At 41.2% G+C, this 22625-nt stretch carries 21 protein-coding genes and 1 other RNA gene; 17 read left to right on the top strand and 5 right to left on the bottom strand.

Going from position 1 to position 22625, the window contains the following annotated elements:
• Positions 1–112: 112 nt before the first annotated feature.
• Together ACFE93_RS15420 and ACFE93_RS15415 are read left to right on the top strand one after the other, a co-directional pair.
• Positions 113–793, top strand: coding sequence for a Uma2 family endonuclease (locus tag ACFE93_RS15420; protein WP_375474117.1), 681 nt, complete (start codon positions 113–115; stop codon positions 791–793).
• Between the two features lie 44 nt (positions 794–837).
• Positions 838–1530 (top strand): hypothetical protein, encoded by a 693-nt coding sequence (locus ACFE93_RS15415; protein WP_375474116.1) that lies wholly within the window; start codon positions 838–840, stop codon positions 1528–1530.
• Between the two features lie 238 nt (positions 1531–1768).
• Here ACFE93_RS15415 and ACFE93_RS15410 read toward each other — a convergent pair whose 3' ends face one another.
• Entirely contained in the window at positions 1769–2008 is a 240-nt protein-coding gene (locus ACFE93_RS15410) for a hypothetical protein (protein ID WP_375474115.1), read from the bottom strand.
• Between the two features lie 251 nt (positions 2009–2259).
• Between ACFE93_RS15410 and ACFE93_RS15405 the strand changes: the two genes are divergently transcribed.
• From ACFE93_RS15405 to ACFE93_RS15390, 4 genes are all read left to right on the top strand, one after another.
• Positions 2260–3195: a ferritin-like domain-containing protein gene (locus tag ACFE93_RS15405; protein ID WP_375474114.1), complete on the top strand. Its 936-nt coding sequence runs from the start codon at positions 2260–2262 to the stop codon at positions 3193–3195.
• 23 nt (positions 3196–3218) lie between these two features.
• Positions 3219–3977 carry an isoprenyl transferase gene (locus ACFE93_RS15400; RefSeq protein WP_375474113.1) on the top strand — a complete coding sequence of 253 codons (759 nt, stop codon included), beginning with the start codon at positions 3219–3221 and terminating at the stop codon, positions 3975–3977.
• 254 nt (positions 3978–4231) lie between these two features.
• A complete protein-coding gene (locus ACFE93_RS15395; RefSeq protein WP_375474112.1) occupies positions 4232–4747 on the top strand; it encodes a hypothetical protein in 516 nt (171 codons plus the stop codon).
• Positions 4748–5296: 549 nt separating this feature from the next.
• A complete protein-coding gene (locus ACFE93_RS15390) occupies positions 5297–7216 on the top strand; it encodes an iron uptake porin (RefSeq protein WP_375474140.1) in 1920 nt (639 codons plus the stop codon).
• A gap of 179 nt (positions 7217–7395) precedes the next feature.
• Here ACFE93_RS15390 and trxA read toward each other — a convergent pair whose 3' ends face one another.
• Positions 7396–7713, bottom strand: coding sequence for a thioredoxin (trxA, locus tag ACFE93_RS15385; protein ID WP_104907825.1), 318 nt, complete (start codon positions 7711–7713; stop codon positions 7396–7398).
• A gap of 759 nt (positions 7714–8472) precedes the next feature.
• Between trxA and fabG the strand changes: the two genes are divergently transcribed.
• Positions 8473–9219: a 3-oxoacyl-[acyl-carrier-protein] reductase gene (fabG, locus tag ACFE93_RS15380; RefSeq protein ID WP_375474111.1), complete on the top strand. Its 747-nt coding sequence runs from the start codon at positions 8473–8475 to the stop codon at positions 9217–9219.
• Positions 9220–9494: 275 nt separating this feature from the next.
• Positions 9495–9983: a hypothetical protein gene (locus ACFE93_RS15375; protein WP_375474110.1), complete on the top strand. Its 489-nt coding sequence runs from the start codon at positions 9495–9497 to the stop codon at positions 9981–9983.
• A 188-nt stretch (positions 9984–10171) separates the two neighbouring features.
• Here the strand turns inward: ACFE93_RS15375 and ACFE93_RS15370 are convergent, their stop codons facing one another.
• Entirely contained in the window at positions 10172–11254 is a 1083-nt protein-coding gene (locus tag ACFE93_RS15370; protein WP_334916292.1) for an MraY family glycosyltransferase, read from the bottom strand.
• Between the two features lie 158 nt (positions 11255–11412).
• Between ACFE93_RS15370 and groL the strand changes: the two genes are divergently transcribed.
• The 4 genes from groL (at position 11413) to rnpB (ending at position 15764) form a co-directional block, all read left to right on the top strand.
• Positions 11413–13098 carry a chaperonin GroEL gene (groL, locus tag ACFE93_RS15365; protein ID WP_375474109.1) on the top strand — a complete coding sequence of 562 codons (1686 nt, stop codon included), beginning with the start codon at positions 11413–11415 and terminating at the stop codon, positions 13096–13098.
• Positions 13099–13385: 287 nt separating this feature from the next.
• Positions 13386–14528: a magnesium/cobalt transporter CorA gene (corA, locus tag ACFE93_RS15360; protein WP_375474108.1), complete on the top strand. Its 1143-nt coding sequence runs from the start codon at positions 13386–13388 to the stop codon at positions 14526–14528.
• Between the two features lie 65 nt (positions 14529–14593).
• Positions 14594–15289, top strand: coding sequence for a hypothetical protein (locus tag ACFE93_RS15355; protein ID WP_375474107.1), 696 nt, complete (start codon positions 14594–14596; stop codon positions 15287–15289).
• A 46-nt stretch (positions 15290–15335) separates the two neighbouring features.
• Positions 15336–15764: RNase P RNA component class A (rnpB, locus tag ACFE93_RS15350), an RNA gene on the top strand.
• A 78-nt stretch (positions 15765–15842) separates the two neighbouring features.
• Here rnpB and ACFE93_RS15345 read toward each other — a convergent pair.
• Complete coding sequence (locus ACFE93_RS15345) at positions 15843–16226, bottom strand: hypothetical protein (protein WP_375474106.1); 384 nt, start codon at positions 16224–16226, stop codon at positions 15843–15845.
• Positions 16227–16350: 124 nt separating this feature from the next.
• Here ACFE93_RS15345 and ACFE93_RS15340 point away from each other — a divergent pair, with 124 nt between their 5' ends.
• The 4 genes from ACFE93_RS15340 to ACFE93_RS15325 all read left to right on the top strand — a co-directional run bounded on the left by ACFE93_RS15340 (position 16351) and on the right by ACFE93_RS15325 (position 19291).
• Positions 16351–16545: a hypothetical protein gene (locus ACFE93_RS15340; protein ID WP_375474105.1), complete on the top strand. Its 195-nt coding sequence runs from the start codon at positions 16351–16353 to the stop codon at positions 16543–16545.
• A gap of 156 nt (positions 16546–16701) precedes the next feature.
• Positions 16702–17298, top strand: coding sequence for a hypothetical protein (locus ACFE93_RS15335; protein WP_375474104.1), 597 nt, complete (start codon positions 16702–16704; stop codon positions 17296–17298).
• 52 nt (positions 17299–17350) lie between these two features.
• The gene (gene rnc, locus ACFE93_RS15330) at positions 17351–18070 is read left to right on the top strand and encodes a ribonuclease III (RefSeq protein ID WP_375474103.1); all 720 of its coding nucleotides are present in this window, start codon (positions 17351–17353) and stop codon (positions 18068–18070) included.
• Positions 18071–18193: 123 nt separating this feature from the next.
• Positions 18194–19291 (top strand): Gfo/Idh/MocA family protein, encoded by a 1098-nt coding sequence (locus ACFE93_RS15325; protein WP_375474102.1) that lies wholly within the window; start codon positions 18194–18196, stop codon positions 19289–19291.
• Between the two features lie 42 nt (positions 19292–19333).
• On the opposite strand, the gene ACFE93_RS15320 is transcribed toward ACFE93_RS15325, so the two are convergent.
• Complete coding sequence (locus tag ACFE93_RS15320) at positions 19334–21463, bottom strand: ATP-binding protein (protein WP_375474101.1); 2130 nt, start codon at positions 21461–21463, stop codon at positions 19334–19336.
• Positions 21464–21756: 293 nt separating this feature from the next.
• Here ACFE93_RS15320 and ACFE93_RS15315 point away from each other — a divergent pair, with 293 nt between their 5' ends.
• A complete protein-coding gene (locus tag ACFE93_RS15315) occupies positions 21757–22497 on the top strand; it encodes a RibD family protein (RefSeq protein ID WP_375474100.1) in 741 nt (246 codons plus the stop codon).
• Positions 22498–22625: the final 128 nt, after the last annotated feature.

The raw sequence follows: 22625 nt of genomic DNA, 5'->3' as shown, positions 1-22625 counted from the left end.
AGTTTTCGGATAAGATTCTGTAAATCCGACTTTTTTCCCGACTTTTCCGAATAAAGCCTTCTAATCTAATTAAAATAAAACTCATTAGGTAACATCAGCACCATCATTACTTATGGTGAAATCAGACCCTCGTCAATTGCCTAGTAGTGCTGAACTTTCTTGTTCAGACGATACCCCTGTGGATAACGAAGACCAGAACTTTATTCCCAATTTGCTTCTCTTTTTGCTGCAATATATTTGGGCAAACCGTAATGACTGGTTTTTCAGTGTGGATATGGGCGTTTACCATATCACAGGGGTTAGTCCACTTGTGCCGATTGTACCAGACGGATTTTTGAGCTTAGGTGTAGAACGCCGCAAGGCGGATAAATCCCGTAAAAGCTATGTTGTTTGGGAAGAAAATAACATAGTGCCTATCCTGGCTTTAGAAATTGTCTCTTTAACTCCGGGTGGAGAATACGACAAAAAATTAGACATTTATGCCAAGTTAGGGGTACTGTACTACATTATTTATAATCCAGAGTATTGGCAACGCGATCGCCGCCAACCTTTTGAAGTTTATCGCTTAGTAGATGGTAGCTATCAATTACAAATTGGTGAACCATTTTGGATGCCAGAAATTGGTTTGGGAATTGGGCGATCGCAATACGTATCTGGTAATATCCAGCGTCAGGTTTTGTATTGGTATGACCAACAAGGAAATCGCTATCAAACTCCAGAAGAACAGCTTGAGTTAGCGCAAAAAAAACTTGAGCAATACCGCCAACAATTTGGAGAACTGCCAGAGGATTAAATTATTACAAAAGGATTTTTATAGCTTCAAAAAAACTTACGATAATGGATACCAACAATTGGTTATTAAATATTTTAATATACTATCGTAAAATAGAGTTTTTTACTCAGTATCAAGATTTTTCAAATTATCAATTAGTAGATGAAGTTAAAAAATTAGCCAAAAAACGTTATTCAAATACCTACGAGCGTTTTTTTGATGAACGAAACGATTGGTTTGTTGTAAATTTAGATATACAAAGAGTATTTGAAATAGATTTTGGTTTAATTTATGGAGATTACTGTGGAATAGAGGGCATAAATGACAGTATAAGGCAACTACTAAGCGTTGCTGAGATATCTAGAGGATTTTTTGCACCTAATAAAGTTACAAGTTACTATATCAATGAATGTCACGGAAAAATTTACTCAGAAAAAGATTTACTCAAATATTTTGATAGTTTACCTCCAGATGAAAATATACATCGTTATTACAAAAATATAGTAGATTTTGAAATAGATGGTTCTAGACATTTGATTGTTGGGAGTTACGATCCATCATTAATAGCATTTCAAATAAATCAAATAATTATCAACAGAGGCTATCAATTTTATTTGGGTGAATTTGGCGATCCTACACCGATGCTTTTACTCAATCAAAAAGAAACGCAAAAGTTGCAGCAAGAAAGAGGCTTGAGAGTTAATGTAATTAGACGTGGTGGAGACACATCTTGGTTAAATTTACCCAGTAATCTTTAGCTAATTTTAGCTATTAGCCTCTAGATACCTTTAGGAGCAGATTGCCACAAGGTACTTTAGTTCTAGAATTCTAGAATCAATTAGCAGCTATCCGACTTTTTCCCTACTTTTCCAACCCCATCACATAAAACTGCCGACTTCAACCGACTGACAAAACAAAGTGCGATCGCTTAGGCTATTGGACAAAGTTTTGTACGGTGTGTTATTCCCTCACATCACAAACTAACCTTAATAACTTTCATTCTCCCCGTCTATAAGCTTCAATTTCTGCTGATATTTCTTCATCAGTCAAGGGATTATCTACGTGTATTGCTTGTATCTCTTGGAATAATTTTTTTAATTCTTCTGCTAAAGTAACCCTTTGATTATCGTCTGTCAAAATAATCACCTCAACTCTCTGTCCTGCTTTAAATGGTAAATCAGATAATACTAACTGCTTTGGATCTGCAATAGTGATATATGTTTTATAAGCGTTCATGATTTATCCTGTTACTCAACTTTTATCTACCCTTGTTCTAACAATTTCGTCACATTCTCTGCAATTCTCTCTTCTAACTTTGTAGAGTCGTCTTAGAAGGGCGAGGTTTGAAATCCAAATTTTCTATAACCAACTTTTTCCCCGACTTTTGCAACTGCATCACATAAAACTGCCGACTTCAGCCGACTGACAAAACGAAGTGCGATCGCTTAGGCTATTGGGCATAGAGATAACAACTTAAGTATAAAAATATGCTTAATACCCTTAGCCCAATTGCAGAAGACTTAGCAGGTAAAAGCTATCCTATTCCTGATTACTTGCAAACACAGCGCCGCATTCGTTCCCTCATAGATAAATATATTGCAGTCGAAAAACTACACGAGCGTCTGCAAGATTTACCGTTACAGTTTGCCAATCCTCAACCGCGTCCTTGGAAACTCATCGACTGGCAAACAATTAACCGCAATCAAATTATCGGCTTAGACGCAGAGGTATTTTTATCTATATTGATCGGTGCGATGGATACAGAAGCTCCGATTCGCAGCTATACCCAAACCAGTCGGCAGTATTTGGAAAAATTGCATCCTCAGATGGCTCGGTTTGTTGGTGGAACAGTCGGTAAAGATGGCGAACTGCTGGAACTTGGTTTGTGGGAAAAGGAAGAACGTCAGCACACACCTGCATTAATCAAAATCTACACCCAATTAACGGGCGAGAAAATTACCCCCAAACTTCGGACAGTTAGAAGCTATCTCCCCACAGATGACGCCAAAGAAGACTTATATCGCCACGGCTTACATCGCATTACCACAGAATACGGTGCTACCTGTCTTTATATTTGGTTGATGGCTCATACCACTGGCGCACTCCAGGATGTTCTAGAGGAATTAGCACAAGACGAAATTAACCACATGACCAAATTCTGGGGGTTTGGGGTCTGGACTTTCCCTGATACTGGGTTGATGCGAATTGGACGCACGCTGATTAAAACGCGATCGCCAAACTATCAACGTAACAACCTCATGCGTACTCTCCGGCGGATGATGGGTACCCTCAACTGGAATGCTTGGTCATTAACCAACAAAATAACTCTCTTCTTCACCTTCACTTACACAATGCATCGCTTGTGGAGTTGGAACAATAGCCTCACACCAGACTATCTGCAAAATTTATTTGAAACTAATTAGTCAAAACAAAGGACAAATCACAGATGACAAATGACAAATCAAAATTACCCACCGATTTAAATCCCCAAAAAATCCCCCAACATATCGCTGTGATCATGGATGGTAACGGACGATGGGCAACCAGTCGAGGATTACCACGCATTGCTGGACATCGCCAAGGAGCAAAGACACTCAAAGAACTATTACGTTGCTGCAAAAACTGGGGAATCAAAGCGTTGACAGCTTATGCTTTTTCAACAGAAAATTGGCAGCGTCCCGTTGAAGAAGTGGATTTTCTGATGCATTTGTTTGAGCGATTACTACACCGCGAGTTAGCTCAGATGCATCAAGAAGGAGTACGCATCTCGTTTATTGGAGATTTATCGGTTTTACCCAAGTCTCTACAGATAGAAATAGAACGTTCAATGATAGAGACATTGAACAATCAAGCAATCCACTTTACGGTTGCAGTCAATTACGGTAGCCGCAACGAAATTACCAGAGTTTGCCGTCAAGTAGCTCAACTCGTACAACAAGGCGAACTCAGCGCCCAAGAAGTGAATGAAAGTCTTATAGAACAACATCTCTACACGGCAGATACTCCAGAACCCGATTTACTGATTCGTACTAGCGGTGAGATGCGATTGAGTAATTTCCTCTTGTGGCAAATGGCGTATACAGAGATGTATTTCACCGATATTCTTTGGCCAGATTTTAATCGAGAAGCATTTCATCAAGCTTTGTTGAGCTACCAAAATCGCGATCGCCGTTTTGGTCAAGTCAAAGCTTCATTATCAGCTTAGTGTACCAAACACCAGACATCGCGTGAAGAAGGCAGAAGGCAGAGGGCAATATTCCTTCTGCCTTCTGCCTTTCTTGATAAAGTAAAAGCACCCACACTACCACGATGGTATATGAGCGCTCACAAATAAAACATTATTGAGGATAATCTATCTGCTATGACAGACCGAAGTAACTATAAGAATAGCAGGCACTGGGTAAATAAACTGCAAGGGTAGTTACAAATGTTTTGTTAAAAATATTACTTACCGTCAACATGATGCTTGATTTAGGCAAAATCCAAACGATTGCGAAATCATATTCTCCGCAAGAACTCTTCGCTGCTTTGGTTTGGCAGCGTCGCTTCAATGAGTTTGATGGCGAAGAAGTGATTACTGACCTTTCCAACCACAAAAATTTATGGTCAAGCTTTCTGTTCACAAAACCAATTTTTGCACCAGATGAAAACGGTTTAAGCTTTGGTGGTATGGTCGATACCCTACTTGCAATGGCAAACTATCGTCCCATGCCTGAAACCAGCATCATCCATTTCATTGCCTATCCTGCCGATACACTATACATCCTTGCAGAGAACCAAGACACAAAAGTGTCAGAGCTTTTAGACTTGGGCAAAAAATGGCGAGCTGATTCAGTAGAGGTAAGTGATGGCACGAATGAAGATTATGGTTTGCGCCTGAAGCGCCGACTGAGAACTAGATTGGCAGGAGCGCTATGGGGTGAAGATGTTCAGCAGGATTGTGATGCGGTGGTTGTTGCCTATTGGTGGGATTGAATTCTTGAAATATCTCAATTGGAGAAATCGTGGACTACAATATGCTGTTTTCTTCTTGATCTTAGCTTACACCCAAATTGAGCAGCGATCGCAGCCTCTTAATTTTCTTTGAGTAAATTATTCTTTGTTAAGTATTGAGCCGAAATCCTCGGCTCAATACCTATATTCTCTATCACAAAATCAGACTTATGTAAATTATTATTTTGTCAATATAGCAATCCTATTTTATATTTGAACAGAGAAAATTTGTAAGGCTTATGAATCAAACATTTTACGTAATGCATTGTTCAAAAACCATTTAGGATTACTATCGTAATTATAAAAACTATCAATATGATGTATTGTTAATTCTTTCCCAAAATAGTATTTACTATAATTTAATACTTGCGATGTAAGCTGAGGTTCTGGTAAGTCAATTCAGAAAAAAATCCTGATATCCAAAATTTAAAGTTAATAAGATTTCTTTTAAATCTACTTTAAATTTACTTATCAATACACTTGAAAATCGCAATTAATTTTTCCACTATTTTGTAGGTGTTGGGAGTTATGATGGCAAAATATCTACTAGCTTTTGCTAGTGGGATGGGATTTTTATGTTTAATTGTCGGGTTATCACCTGTGCAAGCCCTTCCTAGTTTAGAAATTGCAGATAAAAACGTAGTTGTTAATCAAGATGACGGCAGCTATGAAAAGAATTATTCTCATCAAAGCGATTTAGCAAATAATATCTCCAGTAAATTGCTGATAGCTAATGAAACTCAAAAAAACTTATCCTCAGTCAATCAACAGCAAAAGATTCTAGATATAGGAGTAGATTCTGCTGTTAACTTGTGGCAGCCAATCATACCACAACCTGCAAGTTCATCTCCAACCTCATACAAACTTGCACAAGTAACATCTGTATCGCAATTGTCTGATGTACAGCCGACTGATTGGGCTTTTCAGGCACTCCAATCTTTAGTCGAGCGCTATGGTTGTATCGCAGGTTATCCGAATCAAACCTATCGCGGTAATCGGGCGATGACTCGCTATGAATTTGCTGCTGGCTTAAATGCTTGTTTAGAGCGAATCAACGAACTGATTGCGACTGCAACTGGTGATTTAGTCAAGAAAGAAGATTTAGCCACGTTGCAGAAACTACAAGAACAATTTGCGGCGGAATTGGCAACATTGCGAGGTCGAGTAGATGCTGTAGAAGCTCGCACAGCAGAACTAGAAGCAAATCAGTTTTCTACTACGACCAAACTCAATGGTGAGGCAATTATTGCTGGTGTTGGTGCTAGCGGCGGCGCTCCTAATAACAGCGACTCGAACATCATCCTAGTTAATAGAGTGCGGTTAAATCTCACCACTAGCTTTACTGGTAAAGATTCATTAATTACTGGATTGCAAGCCTATAACTTTTTGGGTGGAGTCGATGGACAGGGTAGCCTGCAACAAAGTTTAGGATTAGCTGCCCCACTTTTAAGTTCTAGTAGCGCTCGTACCAGTTTTGAGCCACAATTTCCAGGGCTAAATGTCAATACTTTGTCGAGTGTTGGCGCAAACAGTATTCAGCTTTACAAATTGCTGTATATCTTTCCTGTCGCTAATAAATTAACCTTGTTTGCAGGAACTGCGGCGGAGACATCAGATGCTTTCCCAGCAATTACGCCTTTTTATGGTGAAGGACAAGAGTCAATTTCTCGTTTTGGCAACTTGAATCCTGTGCTACGGGTTTCTGGTGGGACTTCGGGTACTGGTTTAGCATCGGCGGCGGGATTTATTTTTAACATTTCGCCAAATTTTGATTTAAGAGCTTTATACGGCAGTGTAAATGCCAATTTACCCGAAAAATCTGCGGCTGAGGCACTACCAGGAGTTTCTACTACACCTTTGGGAGCAGGTTTATTTAGTGGTAGTAGTATTATTGCCACACAGTTAACCTTCAAGCCAAGTCCGGCTCTGGATATTGGTTTAAACTATGCCCACAGTTATCACGAAATCAATATTTTGGCTACAGGATTAGTTAGTAGTGATATCGGTGCTTTAGCAGGGGTTGCAGCTGGAACACCGCTTACACTCAACTCTGTTGGCGGTACAGTAACATGGCGATTGTCTCCCAAAATAGCATTATCTGGCTACGGTGCAGCAATATTTGTTGATGCTTCTTCCAATAGCGTGGATGCTTCCACCACCTTTACAAGTTGGATGGCGGGAATTCACTTCAGAGATTTATTCAAGTCAGGAAACACTGCCGGAATTCTTTTTGGTCAGCCGCTTTACCGTAGTGATAGTGGTGGTTCTGCTCAACTTACACCCACAGGTGACAATCGGGCGACTCCTTACCATTTAGAAGCCTATTACCGCCTTCAAGTTAGCGACAATATCAGCATTACCCCTGGTGCGTTTGTTCTCTTTAACCCAGAAGGTAACAGCAACAATGACACTACGACTGTAGGTGTACTTCGGACTACTTTTACATTTTAAGAGATTGGGAGTAAGCAGTTAAAATCCCCCAAAAAATTGGGGGATTTTGAGATTGGATAACAAAAGAAGTTCAAGCAAACAGTGATTTGATTAATATGGGCGCACATTATTATCTATCTATTGAAAGAGACGCGATATTTCGCGCCTCTAAGAACCAAAATCAAAATTTCAAGGTTAGCTTAAATCTTTGTTTGTAGATATTGCACCAACTGCGGTGCTTGCATCACTCCTTCTATCCGCTCTACAGGCTTACCCTGCTTAAACAGTACTAAGGTTGGGAGAGACGCAATTTTATACTCAGTAGCCAAATCTGTGTATTTTTCTGTGTCGATTTTGACAATCCGTAAGCGATCCTTAAGTTGGGCATTGACTTGCTCTAAAATTGGCACCATCATTTGACAGGGGCCACACCAGTCAGCGTAAAAATCTACTAATACAGGTACATCAGAAGCAGACAGCATATCTTCAAAACTGTTAAATTGCTTTTTCGTTGCCATGTGACACACACCGATTTTCAATTGTTTGTTTCAATAGTAGTTCTTAGAAAATAAAATCGGTATAGGTTTATGGGTTTTTGTTAGTAAAAGATTAGATTAGTTAATATTAGGATGATTTGCCAGCTACAAACCTTAAATAATTATAATAAAATACGTATATTATGTTAGGTTGTGCATCTGGATTAAATATGTATTTCAACCTATCACGATCAACCAAATCATTATAGAGGCTTTCACAAGAGTAATGTCTACGAAAGCTGTAGATGCAACACTTTCTAGTTTATCTAGTCAGACAAATATAGGACTCCGATTTGATTTCTGAAAACATACTGAGACTGAAAAGCCCGTTTTATCAGGGTTTTATCTGAAATCTTGTTCAGAAATCAGATATGAGTCCTATATATTACTTATAGTTATTCATCTATTTACAGAGAAGTAACTATAGATATTTAATCAGAGTAAAACGTTAATTATTGTTATTCGAGTTATATAGGAATCTTATTTGATTTGTGAGAATTGCAAACCGCAGATTCTTGATAACTTTTATGAAGTCGGGGATCTTGTTTTTGCGCGTTTGATTCAGCATAGCTATATCTAGCTAAATACGACGTATTACTTTATCTATTAGCTATCTAACTTGCAGTATGACAGCAAGATTATCACCCCGCAAGAGTTAGATATTATCCCGACAATATTCAGATGTTCCCGAAATCGCCATAAGATCATTAGCGCAGTATTTCTAAAATTGAGGAACATTAAATGACACTATTACAAGATAAAGTCGCAATTGTCACAGGTGCATCAAGAGGAATTGGCCGCGCGATCGCAATTGAATTAGCTTCACAAGGAGCGATCGCAGTTGTCAATTATGCTAGTTCGAGTGCTGCCGCCGACGCAGTTGTTACAGAAATTACAGATGCGGGAGGTCAGGCGATCGCGATCCAAGCTGATGTTTCTAAAAGCGATCGAGTAGACGCACTAGTTAACACCGTCATCGAAAAGTTCCGCCGTGTGGATATTTTGGTCAACAACGCAGGTATTACCCGCGACACACTGCTTTTGCGTTTGAAGCCAGAAGATTGGCAAGCAGTGATAGACCTAAATCTAACTGGTGTTTTCTTATGTACACGTGCTGCCAGTAAAATCATGCTCAAGCAGCGATCGGGGCGGATTATCAACATTACCTCCGTTGCAGCGCAAATGGGCAACCCAGGTCAATCAAACTACAGCGCCGCCAAAGCAGGTGTCATCGGCTTCACCAAAAGCGTTGCCAAAGAACTCGCTACTCGCGGTATCACCGTAAACGCTGTCGCCCCTGGATTCATTACCACCGACATGACTAGCAATCTCAACAACCCCGAAGATATTCTCAAATACATCCCACTCGGTCGCTTTGGTCAGCCCGAAGAAGTCGCTGGCATGGTGCGCTTCCTCGCTGCTGATCCCGCCGCCGCCTACGTCACTGGACAGGTTTTTAATGTCGATGGCGGTATGGTTATGGCGTAAGTAGTTTAAGCAATCAATAAATACAATTGCTCTGAATAAATAATTTGAGATTTTACATAAATAAGGGCGCACAGCTAGTTGTGCGCCCCTATTTATATACAAATAATTTTGGATAATTTATTTTTTGGATTAGAAATTGGGCTTCACTTCAGTTTCTAAAACCTGATTTTAGAGCAAGAGAAGGTGTAGGTCACAATGATCTTTTGAATGAGTGGTCAATCCTTTTTGTACTAGCATTTAGTTATGGATTTAAATTTTGATTGGACTTAAAACTTATGACTGAACCATTGCTTTTAGATTTTTCAATTGGATTACTACTTTGTATAAGTTTATGCATATTTTACGAATCTACTATTATCTTCTATGTAATGATGCATATTCATTTAATATTTTTAAGCTTTATTATAAGTATATTTACCAACTTTTGGAGAGCAATTAGTGAATTACTAATCAATCCTTGGTCTATTGTTGGTTATCTTGTTCCTTTTATCGTACAAATTTCATTTGCAGCAATTTGCGTTATTCTCAGAGCTAATTTAAACAGAGTTACAGTGTTCCAGGATGTAATTATAGTTTGTGTTACTCCCGCTACAATCGTGTCTTTACTATTTATTTTCCCTAATTTACAACAATTAGTTTCATCAGCAGCTAAGTTCAATGTTTATGAAAGCTTTAATATTTTGGGATTGATTAATAATACATTTATTTTGATCTTGGGTGGCTTACTTGGATTTTTTATACAGAATATGATGCGGCAAACATAGCAATGATGGCTATGCTACTTATGCTGATAATGGCTTTCTCAGTAGTAATAAATGTAACTAAACCTTTGGAGCGCTGCTTCACCAACATCCAAAATTTAAAATCTAAAATTTGAGTAGTGTATAAAATTATGCGCCACACAGAAAAAACCATAGTAGGGCTAGCATTGCAATGCCCACCCTACAAGTAACTAGGGCTGTTGGCGTATCCTTTGCCAGACTGTAAAGCCCAAAAGCAAAATAATACTACTGGCGGTTGTCAGCATCACAGCCAAACTCATACCTTGTATTCTCATCGCTAGCAAGTTGAAAACTAAGGTAATTGACCAAAGGGTAAACGCAGCATGGCGCTGGGATAGTCCCCAAGCAAGTAAGCGGTGGTGCAGATGGTCTTTGCCAGGAGTACTCAGAGGGTTATTTCCTGCTAGTAGACGCCGCACAAATACTTGAGTGGTGTCTAGCACCGGTAACAACAGAAATAAAACCGTAGGAATTAGTGCATAAACTGTGTTTTGTTGCAGTTTGCCTAAAATACTAGTTGCTGCCAGGACATAGCCAAAAAAGTATGCTCCGGCATCACCCATAATAATTCGTGATGGATGGAAATTATGGCGCAAAAATCCCAGCGCAGCACCTCCCAATGCTGCCAGTACCAAGATTGCCGCGGCACGATTGTTAAATTGGGCACCAACACCCAACAAACTCATGGCGGTAATAAAGCTGATTCCTCCTGCCAAGCCATCCATACCATCCATCAAGTTGATGGCGTTGGTAATCCCTACTACCCATAGTACTGTTAGCAACATGGACAGAAGCGAGTCGATGGGAGTGCCAAACAGGACTTTGACGCTGATGCCATTAGCTACGAGCAACAGCGCTGTGACAATTTGCGCCCACAATCGCACAGAGGGTGGTAAGCCGAACTGATCGTCAATAAAGCCCACAAGAACTAATATCGAACCCCCCAACAAAATAGTGAGTACCTGAGCCAATACGTTTTGGAGTTCGATCGGTCGTAAAAGACTAGCTAATACCAGCGCGGCAATCACACCCGCGTAGATAGCCAGCCCCCCTGCATTGGGTAAAGGTTCTCGGTTGAGTCGCCGTGCGTTGGGTTGGTCAGCCCAACCTACCCGCAAGGCGAATTTGCGTACTGTCGGAATTAAACGCCAAGTTACAAGCCAAGCCAAGAGGAACGTAAATACTACTGCCAACCAGCCGGTGCCGCTAGGGTCGGCAATACCAAGGGACTTAAGGGAGTTGTCTAGATTCATCTCCCAATTCAAGCATTACTGCCAGTATCTAATATGAGCATCACCTGTATATTAATCAATTTTTTTTATTTCCATTTGTAACTTGAGCCGCTTGAGAGATTAGCACTCTGGCGCTGTGAGTGCTAAATTGTCTAATGGAAGCGCTGGAGAAATAAAACATGGCGAAAATTATTGCATTTGACGAGGAATCGCGGCGATCTCTAGAAAGGGGTGTTAACGCCCTTGCGGATGCCGTAAAAATCACCTTGGGGCCCAAAGGTCGTAATGTCCTTTTAGAGAAAAAATTTGGCGCACCTCAAATTGTCAACGATGGTATCACTGTTGCCAAGGAAATTGAATTAGAAGATCCTTTGGAAAATACTGGTGCAAGACTCATCCAGGAAGTGGCCTCAAAAACTAAAGATGTCGCTGGAGATGGTACAACCACCGCCACAGTTTTAGCACAAGCCTTGATTCGAGAAGGTTTGAAGAACGTCGCGGCGGGTAGTAACCCTGTTAGCTTGAGACGCGGGATCGACAAAACTATTGAGGCACTGGTGCAAGAAATTGCCAAAATAGCCAAGCCGATAGAAGGAAGTGCGATCGCTCAAGTTGCCACTGTCTCTGCTGGTAACGATGAAGTAGTTGGTCAAATGCTAGCTCAAGCAATGGAAAAAGTCACCAAAGATGGTGTAATTACCGTTGAAGAATCTAAATCTCTGATAACTGAACTAGAAGTAGTTGAGGGGATGCAGATTGACAGGGGCTATATTTCTCCCTACTTCGTCACCAACAACGAACGGCAAATCGTCGAATTTGAAAACGCCCGAATCTTGGTGACAGATAAAAAAATCAGCAGCATCCAAGATTTAGTGCCGATTTTAGAAAAAGTTGCCCGTTCTGGTCAGCCTTTGCTAATTATTGCTGAAGATGTCGAAGGTGATGCTTTGGCAACTCTGGTGGTGAACAAAGCGCGTGGTGTACTGGCCGTGGCTGGGATTAAAGCGCCTGGCTTTGGCGATCGCCGCAAAGCTTTGTTAGAAGATATTGCTATTCTCACCGATGGACAGTTGATTTCAGAAGAAATCGGCTTAAGCTTGGATACCGCTGCTCTAGAAGCGCTGGGAACTGCCCGCAAAATCACCATTGACAAAGAAAGCACCACAATTGTCGCTGGCAGTGTCACCAAGCCAGAAGTACAAAAGCGGATTGGTCAAATTCGCAGACAGTTGGAAGAAACTGATTCTGACTACGATCGAGAAAAACTCCAAGAACGCATCGCCAAGCTTGCTGGCGGCGTGGCAGTGATTAAAGTGGGTGCGGCAACCGAAACCGAACTCAAAGACCGCAAACTGCGGATTGAAGACGCACTCAACGCTACTAAAGCTGCCGTGGAAGAAGGTATTGTTCCTGGTGGTGGAACAACCTTAATTCACTTAGCTAAGGCGGTAGAAGCGATTAAAAACACCTTACAAAATGACGAAGAAAGAATTGGGGCTGATATTGTTGAACGAGCGCTAGAAGCCCCCTTGCGCCAAATAGCAGACAACGCTGGTGCTGAAGGTTCTGTAATCGTCTCGAAAGTCCGCGAGAGCGAATTCAACATTGGCTACAACGCTGCTACCGGCGAATTTGAAGACTTGATTGCTGCTGGTATTATCGACCCTGCCAAAGTCGTGCGTTCAGCTTTACAAAACGCTGGTTCCATTGCTGGTTTGGTCTTAACCACCGAAGCGATCGTTGTTGAAAAGCCAGAGAAGAAATCCGCTGCTCCTGCCCCTGATATGGGCGGTATGGGTGGCATGGGTGGCATGGGCGGCATGGGCGGCATGGGCGGCATGGGCGGCATGGGCGGCATGTTCTAACTTCTGCTCACCCAGATAAATATTTTTTAAACAGTTTGTCTTGCCAAGGCAAACTGTTTTTTTGTAGCATTGCTGATGCAGAGGCAATATGTTATACCAATTCGTAATTCCTCAGATTAAATCTGGCTGACGATCGAATTAGCAACCTAAATAATTGCCTAATTTAGAAATTACCGTCTTTATATTAATATTTGTAAAATAACGTGTAAGTTATCCTTATGTCCTTTGTTATTTACTAATGACAAATGACCAATGACCAATGACAAATTACTATTAGGTAATATTGTATGGCACGAAAACTACGTCGCCTTCCTAAAATAGTTCCCAAGTTTTATGAAGATGAGTTCTATCACCAACCGGGGACTATACCTGGAACTATTTTTGTTGATGCAGATGCTCCACCACCAGTAATTTTTTTGATTGACTATAACCAAACCAATTTCATCCGCGAACAAATAGAAACTCCAGAGGAGTGTGTCCCCTATCTGGAGGCGGAATCGATTACTTGGGTAGACGTACAAGGCTTAGGTAGTCAAGATATATTACAACGATTGGGTAATGTTTTTAAGTTACATCCTCTAGTTTTAGAAGATGTAGTCAATGTACCAGAGCGTCCCAAAATCGAGGATTATGAAGATCAATTGCTGTTCATTGCCCGCATGGTAGTAGCAAAGGAAAAAACATGTGGTTTTTACAGCGAGCAAGTGAGTTTGATATTAGCAAAAAATTATTTGCTTACAGTCCAAGAAGAACCAGAACATGATTGTTTTGAAGGAGTGCGATCGCGAATTGCAAAAAACAAAGGTACTATTCGCAAACAGGGAGCCGATTATTTAGCTTACGCCGTGTTAGATGCGATTATTGATGGTTTTTTCCCAGTGCTGGAGCTTTATGGAGAGCGAATTGAAGAGTTAGAAGAGGAGGTAATAGTCAAACCTACTCCACAAACACTGCAAAATATTTATCATATTAGGCGAGAATTACTGCAACTACGTCGTGCTATCTGGCCCCTGCGAGATGCAATTAATTCTTTGATTCGAGATGGCAGTGATTTGATAGGTGAGGAGGTGCGAATCTACTTGCGAGACTGTTATGACCATACAGTGCAAGTGATGGACATGGTGGAAACTTACCGAGAACTAGCATCTGGATTAATGGATGTGTACCTTTCAGCAGTGAGTAATAAAATGAATGAAATCATGAAGGTATTAACGATAGTTTCAACAATTTTTATTCCACTGACTTTTATTGCCGGAGTATATGGGATGAATTTCAGTACTGAAAAATCGCCATATAATATGCCAGAGTTAAATTGGTATTGGGGCTATCCACTTTGCTGGGCAGTGATGTTAGCGATCGCATTTGGTTTGCTATTCTTTTTTTGGCGACGAGGCTGGTTGCAAAATTCTGTAGAAATTAAGCGCAATTAAAAATTGTAGATTAGCGACAAGTCAAATATACATTCATTAGCACCGGGAGTTAAGATTTTTGAGTTATGAGGAGTAGCGACCAGAATTTAGTAGTTTTGACGATTTATATTATCGGTGTTTCTTATGTTTTCAACCGCATGATTGAATCCATCGATGACCAAGTTAAATTTGAGTTTAAAAAAGGAATCGTTGACGAACAACTCAAAGAACACAATCTCGACGATAAAATTGGAATTTCCTTTAAACTCAAATCCTCATACCCAATTGACGATTTGAAAGATTTAGGAATTAGCATTGAAAATAAATCGGATAATGTTGCCCTATACGTTGACTGGGATAACAGTTCTTTAGTTGTTGAACATAGTAAGCAATCACGCCGCGTAATTCGGAAATCACCAGACTTAACCCGCGACTTAGCAGTACCCCAAAGTCCTAGCCTGATTGCTCCCAGGAAAACACTTTCTGAAACAGTGACAGCAGAAGATGTTTTCCAGCGCGATCAAGTAGCTGGAACCTATTCAGCTAAAAAACCACTAATTGATATCAATGGGCTACAAAAAGGGCAAAAAAAGTTGTACAACGACTTTTTTAACAGAAAAAAAGAGTTGGATTTTTCTCTGCAATTAGTGCTTAGGATATCTGAAGTGCGTTTAGGTATAGCCCCAGGTGGCGATTTTCCTCCCATTAGTATTATCAATTGTCCTTTCACAGTCAGGAAACTACCTTGGACTTACGCTCTACCTTGGAATAAAAAAAAGTAATGCCGTGTCAACCCCTTGTGTCAACCGGGTACACTGGATCTAAGGAGAGAGTAGGCGCAGGCGGTTGCAGATCGGTCATAGTTACTGATTTGAGGAAAGTCCGGACTCCCGAAAGACCAAACTTGCTGGATAACGTCCAGTGCGAGCGATCGTGAGGATAGTGCCACAGAAAGATACCGCCAAAACCAGTGTTGAGCAACAAGTGCTGAGTGCTGAGTAAAGAAAACTCAGTACTCAGCACTCAGCACTCACAACTGTTTTGGTAAGGGTGCAAAGGTGCGGTAAGAGCGCACCAGCAGTATCGAGAGGTGCTGGCTCGGTAAACCCCGGTTGGGAGCAAGGCGATAGGAACTACGGTTGGTCTTTTACCAGTTCCGCTCAATGAGAGCCGCTTGAGGCGTTTGGTAACAAACGTCCCAGATAGATAACTGCCCTCGCAAGAGAACAGAACCCGGCTTATGTCCTGCTCTCTCCCCTGCAATGGAGTATGAACCTTTCACGGTTTGTACTCCATTATTTTTGTACGGATTTTGGGCGATCGCTAATTCATCATTTAGAGCATTCCCAGGATCTCTAATGCTGTATCCAGATGCCATTTAATCCGATAAAGTCCAAACAGTTTCTCTTGACTATACCGTGCTGGGTACTCTAGTTTTCTTCCCTCCATCGTTACCTTCAGTAATGCTGACTGCTCTGGTGTCGGTGTTCCCATAGCTTCTAGTGTCGCTTCTAGCGCTTCTACTTGAGAGAATATGGGAGACTTTAATCCTTTATTTTCTGATACTTGCTTGCAAGCTACAACAGGAAAAGTCAGGAGTGCGTTAATGTTGGATGCTTTATCAGCAGGGTTTCCTATTGCTTGGATGCCGTACTGTATCAAACATAAATCGCGTAACGCTCTCAAGCTTTTAAGTTCTAATTCCGTGCGTGTAAACATAAAATAGAGTTACCTCTTGTAAAAGTGGGAATCGGTGGATGCATACCCTCAGAAAGTTTCATCCACCAATTAATCATTATTCAATATGCTTCCACATTAGTACAGCTTTATTAAGTAACGTAAAGTGCCTAAAGATAATCGCGGTAATCCAGATATTAAAAATTATGGTTTCAAAACTGACAGGGAAGAATCTCTGACTGAGAAGATGAACTTACGCATGACAAAATCCATGAAAGAGGAAGTGCAGCAACAAGATAACCCTCCTGAATTCTGTAGAGAAGCTATCCAAGAGAAGCTAGATAGAAATAAAGGGAAGTAGTTAAAAGTTGTTAGAGTATTACTTCGAGAACTATAGCGGTTCTCAGCCCTTGTGAGGTACAAGAACCCCACCCCCAACCTCTTCCCCGCTCTTCGAGCTACGGTGTACACACAAGTCTTAGAGAGCTTCCCCTTCTTGTGTTCGAGGAAATCTACTATGAAACTAAAGTTGATTTTGGGTTTTGCTTTAACCATTGTTACGTTTATTTTCTGGGGTGAGAGGACTTTGCAAAAATGGACTTCTCCTGCTTTCGGACAAAGTTCAGATCCGACAATTCCACGTAATGTAGCATCAGATATAACTCCAGAAATTCGAGCAAGTTTAGTTGTTGGATCGGATGTGGCTGTGCCAATTTCTAAGTTTGCAAACCGAATTTTACAGGGAGGATCGGATAATTCAAAGTTTGTTGCAGCACAGCCTTCAGACAATTTACCTGTTTCGGCAAAACTTGCATTAGACATTGCAAATTCATCAACATTAGCAATGTTGACACAAGCACCCATCAAAACAACAGTTGAGTATTTACTTTATACAAACCCTACCGATAATATCCAAAATAAACCTGTATGGAGGGTTATTTTTTGGGGTTCTCCAATTCGCATGAACCCTCCACCAGTGTTGGAACAAGGTCGTTTCGTTCAACGTCCAATTGTTCAGTCAAAAAGCTGTCGAGCAGTAACTTATTTGCTTATCGATCCCTTCGATCCCAAAGCTGAATATATTGAACAAAGTTCTGCTGGACCCAACGATTGAGACTTGTAATATAGCGGTTTTCACTCGATTGCCCCTTTCCCTTTGTCATGCAATGCCCCTCGCTTATCCACGCCGTCAGCGGCAACTCGAAAGTTTAGTCCAAAAATTTGGTTTGTCGCTAGAAGCACCTATAAAGTGGGAACTGCTGGATTTAGCGCTAACTCATCCCACTGTCTCTGATTCGGCAAATTATGAACAGCTAGAGTTTGTTGGCGATGCAGTGGTGCGCCTGGTGTCGGCTGTTGTGTTATGGGAAAATTATCCCGATTGTCCAGTGGGGGATTTTGCGGCAATTCGTTCGGTGTTGGTGAGCGATCGCATCCTCGCCCAATTGGCCAGAGTTTATGGTTTGGAGCTATATTTACTAGTTGCTGGCAGTGCTACCGCTGATAAAGTTGGTCTAGAGTCACGACTGGCAGATGCCTTTGAAGCGGTTTTAGGTGCGCTTTACTTAAGTACTCAAAATCTGGAATTGATTCGCTCTTGGTTAGATCCCCACTTCCACCAACTAGCAACAGAAATTCGCCTCGATCCTGCCAGACTTAATTACAAAGCTGCTCTCCAAGAATGGACTCAGGCACAATTTAAAGTTTTACCAGAGTATCGCGTTGTAGAAGTCACTCAACCGCACCGCAATCAAGAACGTTTCATGGCTGAAGTGTGGCTGCACGGAAAGATGCTAGGACAAGGTAAAGGACGCTCAATCAAGACCGCAGAACAAGCAGCAGCTAAAGTAGCTTTTTTAGCAATTTCTAACCCGCAAATACCCTGAGCTTAAAAGAAGGGTGATTAGTGGATAATCAGTTGATTGTCAGTGGTCATTTGTCCCTCGTCCTTTGTATACAAATAACTAATGACAAATAACAAATGACAAATGACAAATGACAAATGACAAATGACAAATAAAATTAATATTGCTGTCATCGGAGTTGGGCGTTGGGGAGTGCATCTACTACGGAATTTCTTGGCACATCCCGAAGTGAATGTAGTTGCTGTAGTAGATCCCCATCCAGAACGATTAGCGGCGGTTAAGCAGCAGTTTAATTTAGATGAAAATGTACTATTAACAACCCAATGGCAGGATTTAAAGAAAGTGCCAGGGTTGACAGGAGTAGCGATCGCAACTCCAGCTACCACCCACTATGCTTTAATTAAAGACGCTCTCCAACAGGGATATCATGTTTTGGCAGAAAAGCCCCTAACTCTCAATCCAGTAGAATGTCGGGAACTTTGCCATTTAGCAGAACAGCATCATTTGATACTGATGGTTGACCATACTTATTTATTTCACCCAGCAGTTGAGCGAGGAAAAACTGTAGTACAAGCAGGTAAATTAGGTGATTTACGCTATGGCTACGCCACCCGCACCCATTTAGGCCCTGTCCGGCAAGATGTTGATGCACTATGGGACTTAGCTATTCACGATATTGCTATATTTAACGCTTGGCTGGGTCAAATTCCTGTGCAAGTACAAGCAACGGGTACGGTGTGGCTACAGGGAGCAGGGGAGCCGGAAAGCAGGGAACCAAAGGGCAAGAAAGATACAAATTCTCCTTTGCCTCAAGGTTTGGCTGATTTAGTATGGGTAACACTGACATACCCAGATGGCTTTCAAGCTTATATTCATTTGTGTTGGCTGAATCCTGATAAACAGCGACGGCTGGGGATTGTAGGTAGCCTTGGCAGCTTAATTTTTGATGAAATGTCAATATCATCACCTCTAACCCTGCTACATGGTGAGTTTGAACAGCAAGGCAATCAATTTATTCCTGTGAATCAAAGACAGATAGCGCTGGAATTAAAGCCAGGAGAACCATTGGGGCGGGTTTGCTCCTCCTTTGTTGTCTCTATTCTCAACAATACTCCCTTAGAGGTTTCGTCTGGCTGGGTAGGCGCACAGTTAGTAGAAATTCTTGCTGCTTTAACAGTATCTCTTGAGCAAGGCGGTAAACCTGTTTTTTTGAGCGATCGCATTCTCAAGGAGCAAAAGTAATAACTATTTAGGAGTGCTGATGAATATGGACTTTTAAATAAATTACCTCTTGAAAGTCCCATTCGCACAAACTCCTCCTTTTGGAAGACTAACCAAAATAGTTTGCAGAGGCGAAAGACGAATCTCGCAAGTCTCATTTCCAAATAGCAACTGGGACTTCGGGAACTTTTTTTTGTCTACCTCTATTTTCACAGACTTGTTGATCCCCGAAGAGGAACTTCCTACAGACTCCTGTAGCCTGGGATAGCGGCTTGCCTTTACTGGCTCATTCCCAGAGGATAATCCAAGATCCCCGACATTTGCTTCTTTATTTGGAACAGCTAACTGCGAGATATCAATTAAAGGTAAGGTAATTTTGAGTGTCGTACCTTGATGAAGTCCCGCACTCTCAAGAGTAATACTGCCTCCCATGAGTTCGATTAAGTTTCGTGAAATCGCTAGTCCCAGTCCAGTACCTTCAAACTGACGTGTTGTAGTGCCATTCACCATTACAAAGGGGCGAAATAGTTTGTGCTGTTGAGTCGGATCGATGCCTATACCTGTATCTTTGACAGCTACTACCACCTGAGATTTACCACTACTAGATTGAATTTCTGTAGCAATGGTGATGCTTCCGGTATCGGTGAACTTGGTGGCGTTGCCGATAACATTAATCAGCACTTGCTTTAGTTTTCCCGCGTCTGCCTTAATTGGGATCGCTTGGGGAGCTAACTCACATTTTAATTGCAAGCCCTTTTGTTGGACATTAACTGATTGTAAATTAATTACCTCTAACAATAGTTGTCGGAGGTCAATAGGTGTAGAGACGACCGAAAGCTTACCTGCTTCGATTTTAGAAATGTCGAGTAAATCATTAATAATACCTAGCAAGTGAATCGTTGTTTCATCGGCACGTTTGAGAAACTCCATTTCTTCTTCCCGGTCATCACATAAGCCCTCTTCAACCAGGCGAATACAGTTAATAATAATATTTAATGGGTTTCTCAATTCATGGGAAGTTGTAGCCAAAAACTGGCTTTTAATCTGGTTAGCACTTTTTGCTTCTTTCCAAGCTATTTCTAATTCTTCCGATCCAGCTTTCAGCCGTTCTACCATTTGGTCTAATGCTTGGGCCAGTTGATTGAATTCCCGAATTTGAAAATTGTGGGGAACTGGTTGTGCGGCATGGTGAGAGTGAATATTGAGAGCGTAGTCTCGCAATTCTTCTACAGGACGGGCCAAGTAAGGAGCTAAATATAGAGATGCTAACAAACTTGCACCAATCAAACCGACTGTCAAAACGATAAGAATTAATTTGATTTCCTCTAAACCAAAAAGCGCATTTTCGACGCTAGTAACAGCTAAAACTATCCATTTTTGCTGCTGCTGTTGGGTGAGTGGATTTGGAATTGCTGTATAGCCAGCGACTAATTCTTTTCCTTCGGTAAAAGAGAAATTTATCGAATCGTTTTGTCCCGTAATTGCATTTTTAATTATGCTTTTGATTTGGGAAGCATGAGGGTGCTGATTGATATTAGTTCCCACCCAATCTGGGAATGGGTGTGCCAAAATTGTGCCATCTTCAGCAATCACTACCATAGCGCCCGTGAGCGATCCCGGTGGATTTTTGGTTTGTTGGTACAATGCAGACTGAATACTTAAGCTGTAAACTGATTTTTTTTGGCTATCAAAGACTGGTGCAGATAAAACTACTTGCAGCTGATTTTGTGCATTTCTTTTTCCAGTCATTCCTGCCTTTGGCGAGAAGATTGCTTTGACATTAATCCCCTCAGGAGGCAAAGGTAATCTCAATTCGCCAATTTCTCGATCCCCACAGCTACTGGCAATTAACTTGTGGTTTAGGAGATTTGTTAATTGGATGCACTCGATACTGGCTGGAAGTTGTTGCCTTAACTGCGTGAGAATTTCTTGCTCTTGTATAGGTAAATCCGACGGAATTACCGTCGTTTTGCTTACACTCTGCAAATTAGCTTTTAAGATTGCGATCGCATCACCAATTCTCTCCCCTTTACTGATGGCGCTTTCTGTTAAATTTTGCCGTGCAGTTCTCAATATACTAGAACGTGCCTTATTCAAGGCAACAATTTCGCCTACAAGTAAAACTGGAACAAACAGCAGCAATATTCTCGTTACTAAAATTCGACGAAAGGAAGATTGGCGGGAATTAGTCATCGACTGTCTCACTTTGCACCTGCAATCTACAACACCAAAGATATGCAATTAGACCAGCTAGATGAGACATTTTATTAAATGATCAGAATTTTATTTTCAATGTTTAAAAATAACAAATTGCTATAATTCAAAAAGAAACGTGGTATACCAAAACTCGTATATGCTAGATGTAAAAGCGATTTATGTTGCATATCAATACAGTGGTTAAATTATAAAACAGTAGTTTGCAAGTATGGTTTTTTTGAAAATCTACATACGACTAAAGTAAATATTAAAACTATCAAATCAATTTAATGTTCCAACATCGTCCTCATACTACAGTTGTTTTAGCAATGAGTGCAGATGGCAAGATAGCAGATTTTAAGCGATCGCCTGCTCGGTTTGGCTCAAGGGTTGATAAAGCACACTTAGAAAAACAAATTGCTGCCTCTGATGCCGTTTTATTCGGTGCTGGGACTCTGGACGCCTACGGAACAACACTTACTGTAACCGATCCAACTCTAGTGGAACTTCGGGCGCAAGGAGGGAAGCCTCGGCAACCAGTTCATATAGTGATTACAAACTCTGCAAACCTTAATCCGGAAATTCACTTTTTTAAGCAACCAGTTAGACGCTGGCTACTCACCACAACAGCAGGAGAATTTTCGTGGAAAGAACGCTTACAGACGTTTTACTTAACTCTGGGAATCGGAGTACAGGAGTACCCTCCAGAATTTGAGCAGATTCTGGTTTTTGAAACACCAACGCGAGAAATTGACATTTCCGCAGCTTTGAAGCATCTAGCCACTCTACATATAACACGCTTGGCGATCTTGGGTGGAGGTAAATTAGTCGCTTCCTTGCTGGAATTAAATTTAATTGATGAATTATGGCTAACTGTCTGTCCACTGATTTTAGGTGGTAATACTGCACCCACACCTGTAGAAGGGAAAGGATTTTTACCTGATTTGGCTCCCAAGTTACAACTCATAGAAGTTCATACAGTTGAGCAAGAAGTGTTTTTGCACTATCGCCTGCAACGACCAGCAGATTAGATTACGCTAAGTTAAGTTATTGGGCATTAGGCATTGGGCATTGGGCATGGAGAAGAGACAAGGTAGACAAGGAAGAGGGGGAGACAAGGGAGAGGCTTGTTCAATAATTCCCCCTTGTCCCCTAGTCC

The organism is uncultured Nostoc sp. (genome assembly GCF_964247315.1).
GTDB lineage: Bacteria > Cyanobacteriota > Cyanobacteriia > Cyanobacteriales > Nostocaceae > Nostoc.
Note: the sequence above shows the minus strand (reverse complement) of the source record. Positions and strands in the feature narration are given on the sequence as shown.

Bases quoted from the DNA above. Each gene is read 5' to 3' on its own strand.
- ACFE93_RS15420 (WP_375474117.1), top strand. From the start codon at position 113: ATGGTGAAATCAGACCCTCGTCAATTGCCTAGTAGTGCTGAACTTTCT.
- ACFE93_RS15415 (WP_375474116.1), top strand. From the start codon at position 838: ATGGATACCAACAATTGGTTATTAAATATTTTAATATACTATCGTAAA.
- ACFE93_RS15410 (WP_375474115.1), bottom strand. From the start codon at position 2,008: ATGAACGCTTATAAAACATATATCACTATTGCAGATCCAAAGCAGTTA.
- ACFE93_RS15405 (WP_375474114.1), top strand. From the start codon at position 2,260: ATGCTTAATACCCTTAGCCCAATTGCAGAAGACTTAGCAGGTAAAAGC.
- ACFE93_RS15400 (WP_375474113.1), top strand. From the start codon at position 3,219: ATGACAAATGACAAATCAAAATTACCCACCGATTTAAATCCCCAAAAA.
- ACFE93_RS15395 (WP_375474112.1), top strand. From the start codon at position 4,232: ATGATGCTTGATTTAGGCAAAATCCAAACGATTGCGAAATCATATTCT.
- ACFE93_RS15390 (WP_375474140.1), top strand. From the start codon at position 5,297: ATGGCAAAATATCTACTAGCTTTTGCTAGTGGGATGGGATTTTTATGT.
- trxA (WP_104907825.1), bottom strand. From the start codon at position 7,713: ATGGCAACGAAAAAGCAATTTAACAGTTTTGAAGATATGCTGTCTGCT.
- fabG (WP_375474111.1), top strand. From the start codon at position 8,473: ATGACACTATTACAAGATAAAGTCGCAATTGTCACAGGTGCATCAAGA.
- ACFE93_RS15375 (WP_375474110.1), top strand. From the start codon at position 9,495: ATGACTGAACCATTGCTTTTAGATTTTTCAATTGGATTACTACTTTGT.
- ACFE93_RS15370 (WP_334916292.1), bottom strand. From the start codon at position 11,254: ATGAATCTAGACAACTCCCTTAAGTCCCTTGGTATTGCCGACCCTAGC.
- groL (WP_375474109.1), top strand. From the start codon at position 11,413: ATGGCGAAAATTATTGCATTTGACGAGGAATCGCGGCGATCTCTAGAA.
- corA (WP_375474108.1), top strand. From the start codon at position 13,386: ATGGCACGAAAACTACGTCGCCTTCCTAAAATAGTTCCCAAGTTTTAT.
- ACFE93_RS15355 (WP_375474107.1), top strand. From the start codon at position 14,594: ATGAGGAGTAGCGACCAGAATTTAGTAGTTTTGACGATTTATATTATC.
- ACFE93_RS15345 (WP_375474106.1), bottom strand. From the start codon at position 16,226: ATGTTTACACGCACGGAATTAGAACTTAAAAGCTTGAGAGCGTTACGC.
- ACFE93_RS15335 (WP_375474104.1), top strand. From the start codon at position 16,702: ATGAAACTAAAGTTGATTTTGGGTTTTGCTTTAACCATTGTTACGTTT.
- rnc (WP_375474103.1), top strand. From the start codon at position 17,351: ATGCCCCTCGCTTATCCACGCCGTCAGCGGCAACTCGAAAGTTTAGTC.
- ACFE93_RS15325 (WP_375474102.1), top strand. From the start codon at position 18,194: ATGACAAATAAAATTAATATTGCTGTCATCGGAGTTGGGCGTTGGGGA.
- ACFE93_RS15320 (WP_375474101.1), bottom strand. From the start codon at position 21,463: ATGACTAATTCCCGCCAATCTTCCTTTCGTCGAATTTTAGTAACGAGA.
- ACFE93_RS15315 (WP_375474100.1), top strand. From the start codon at position 21,757: ATGTTCCAACATCGTCCTCATACTACAGTTGTTTTAGCAATGAGTGCA.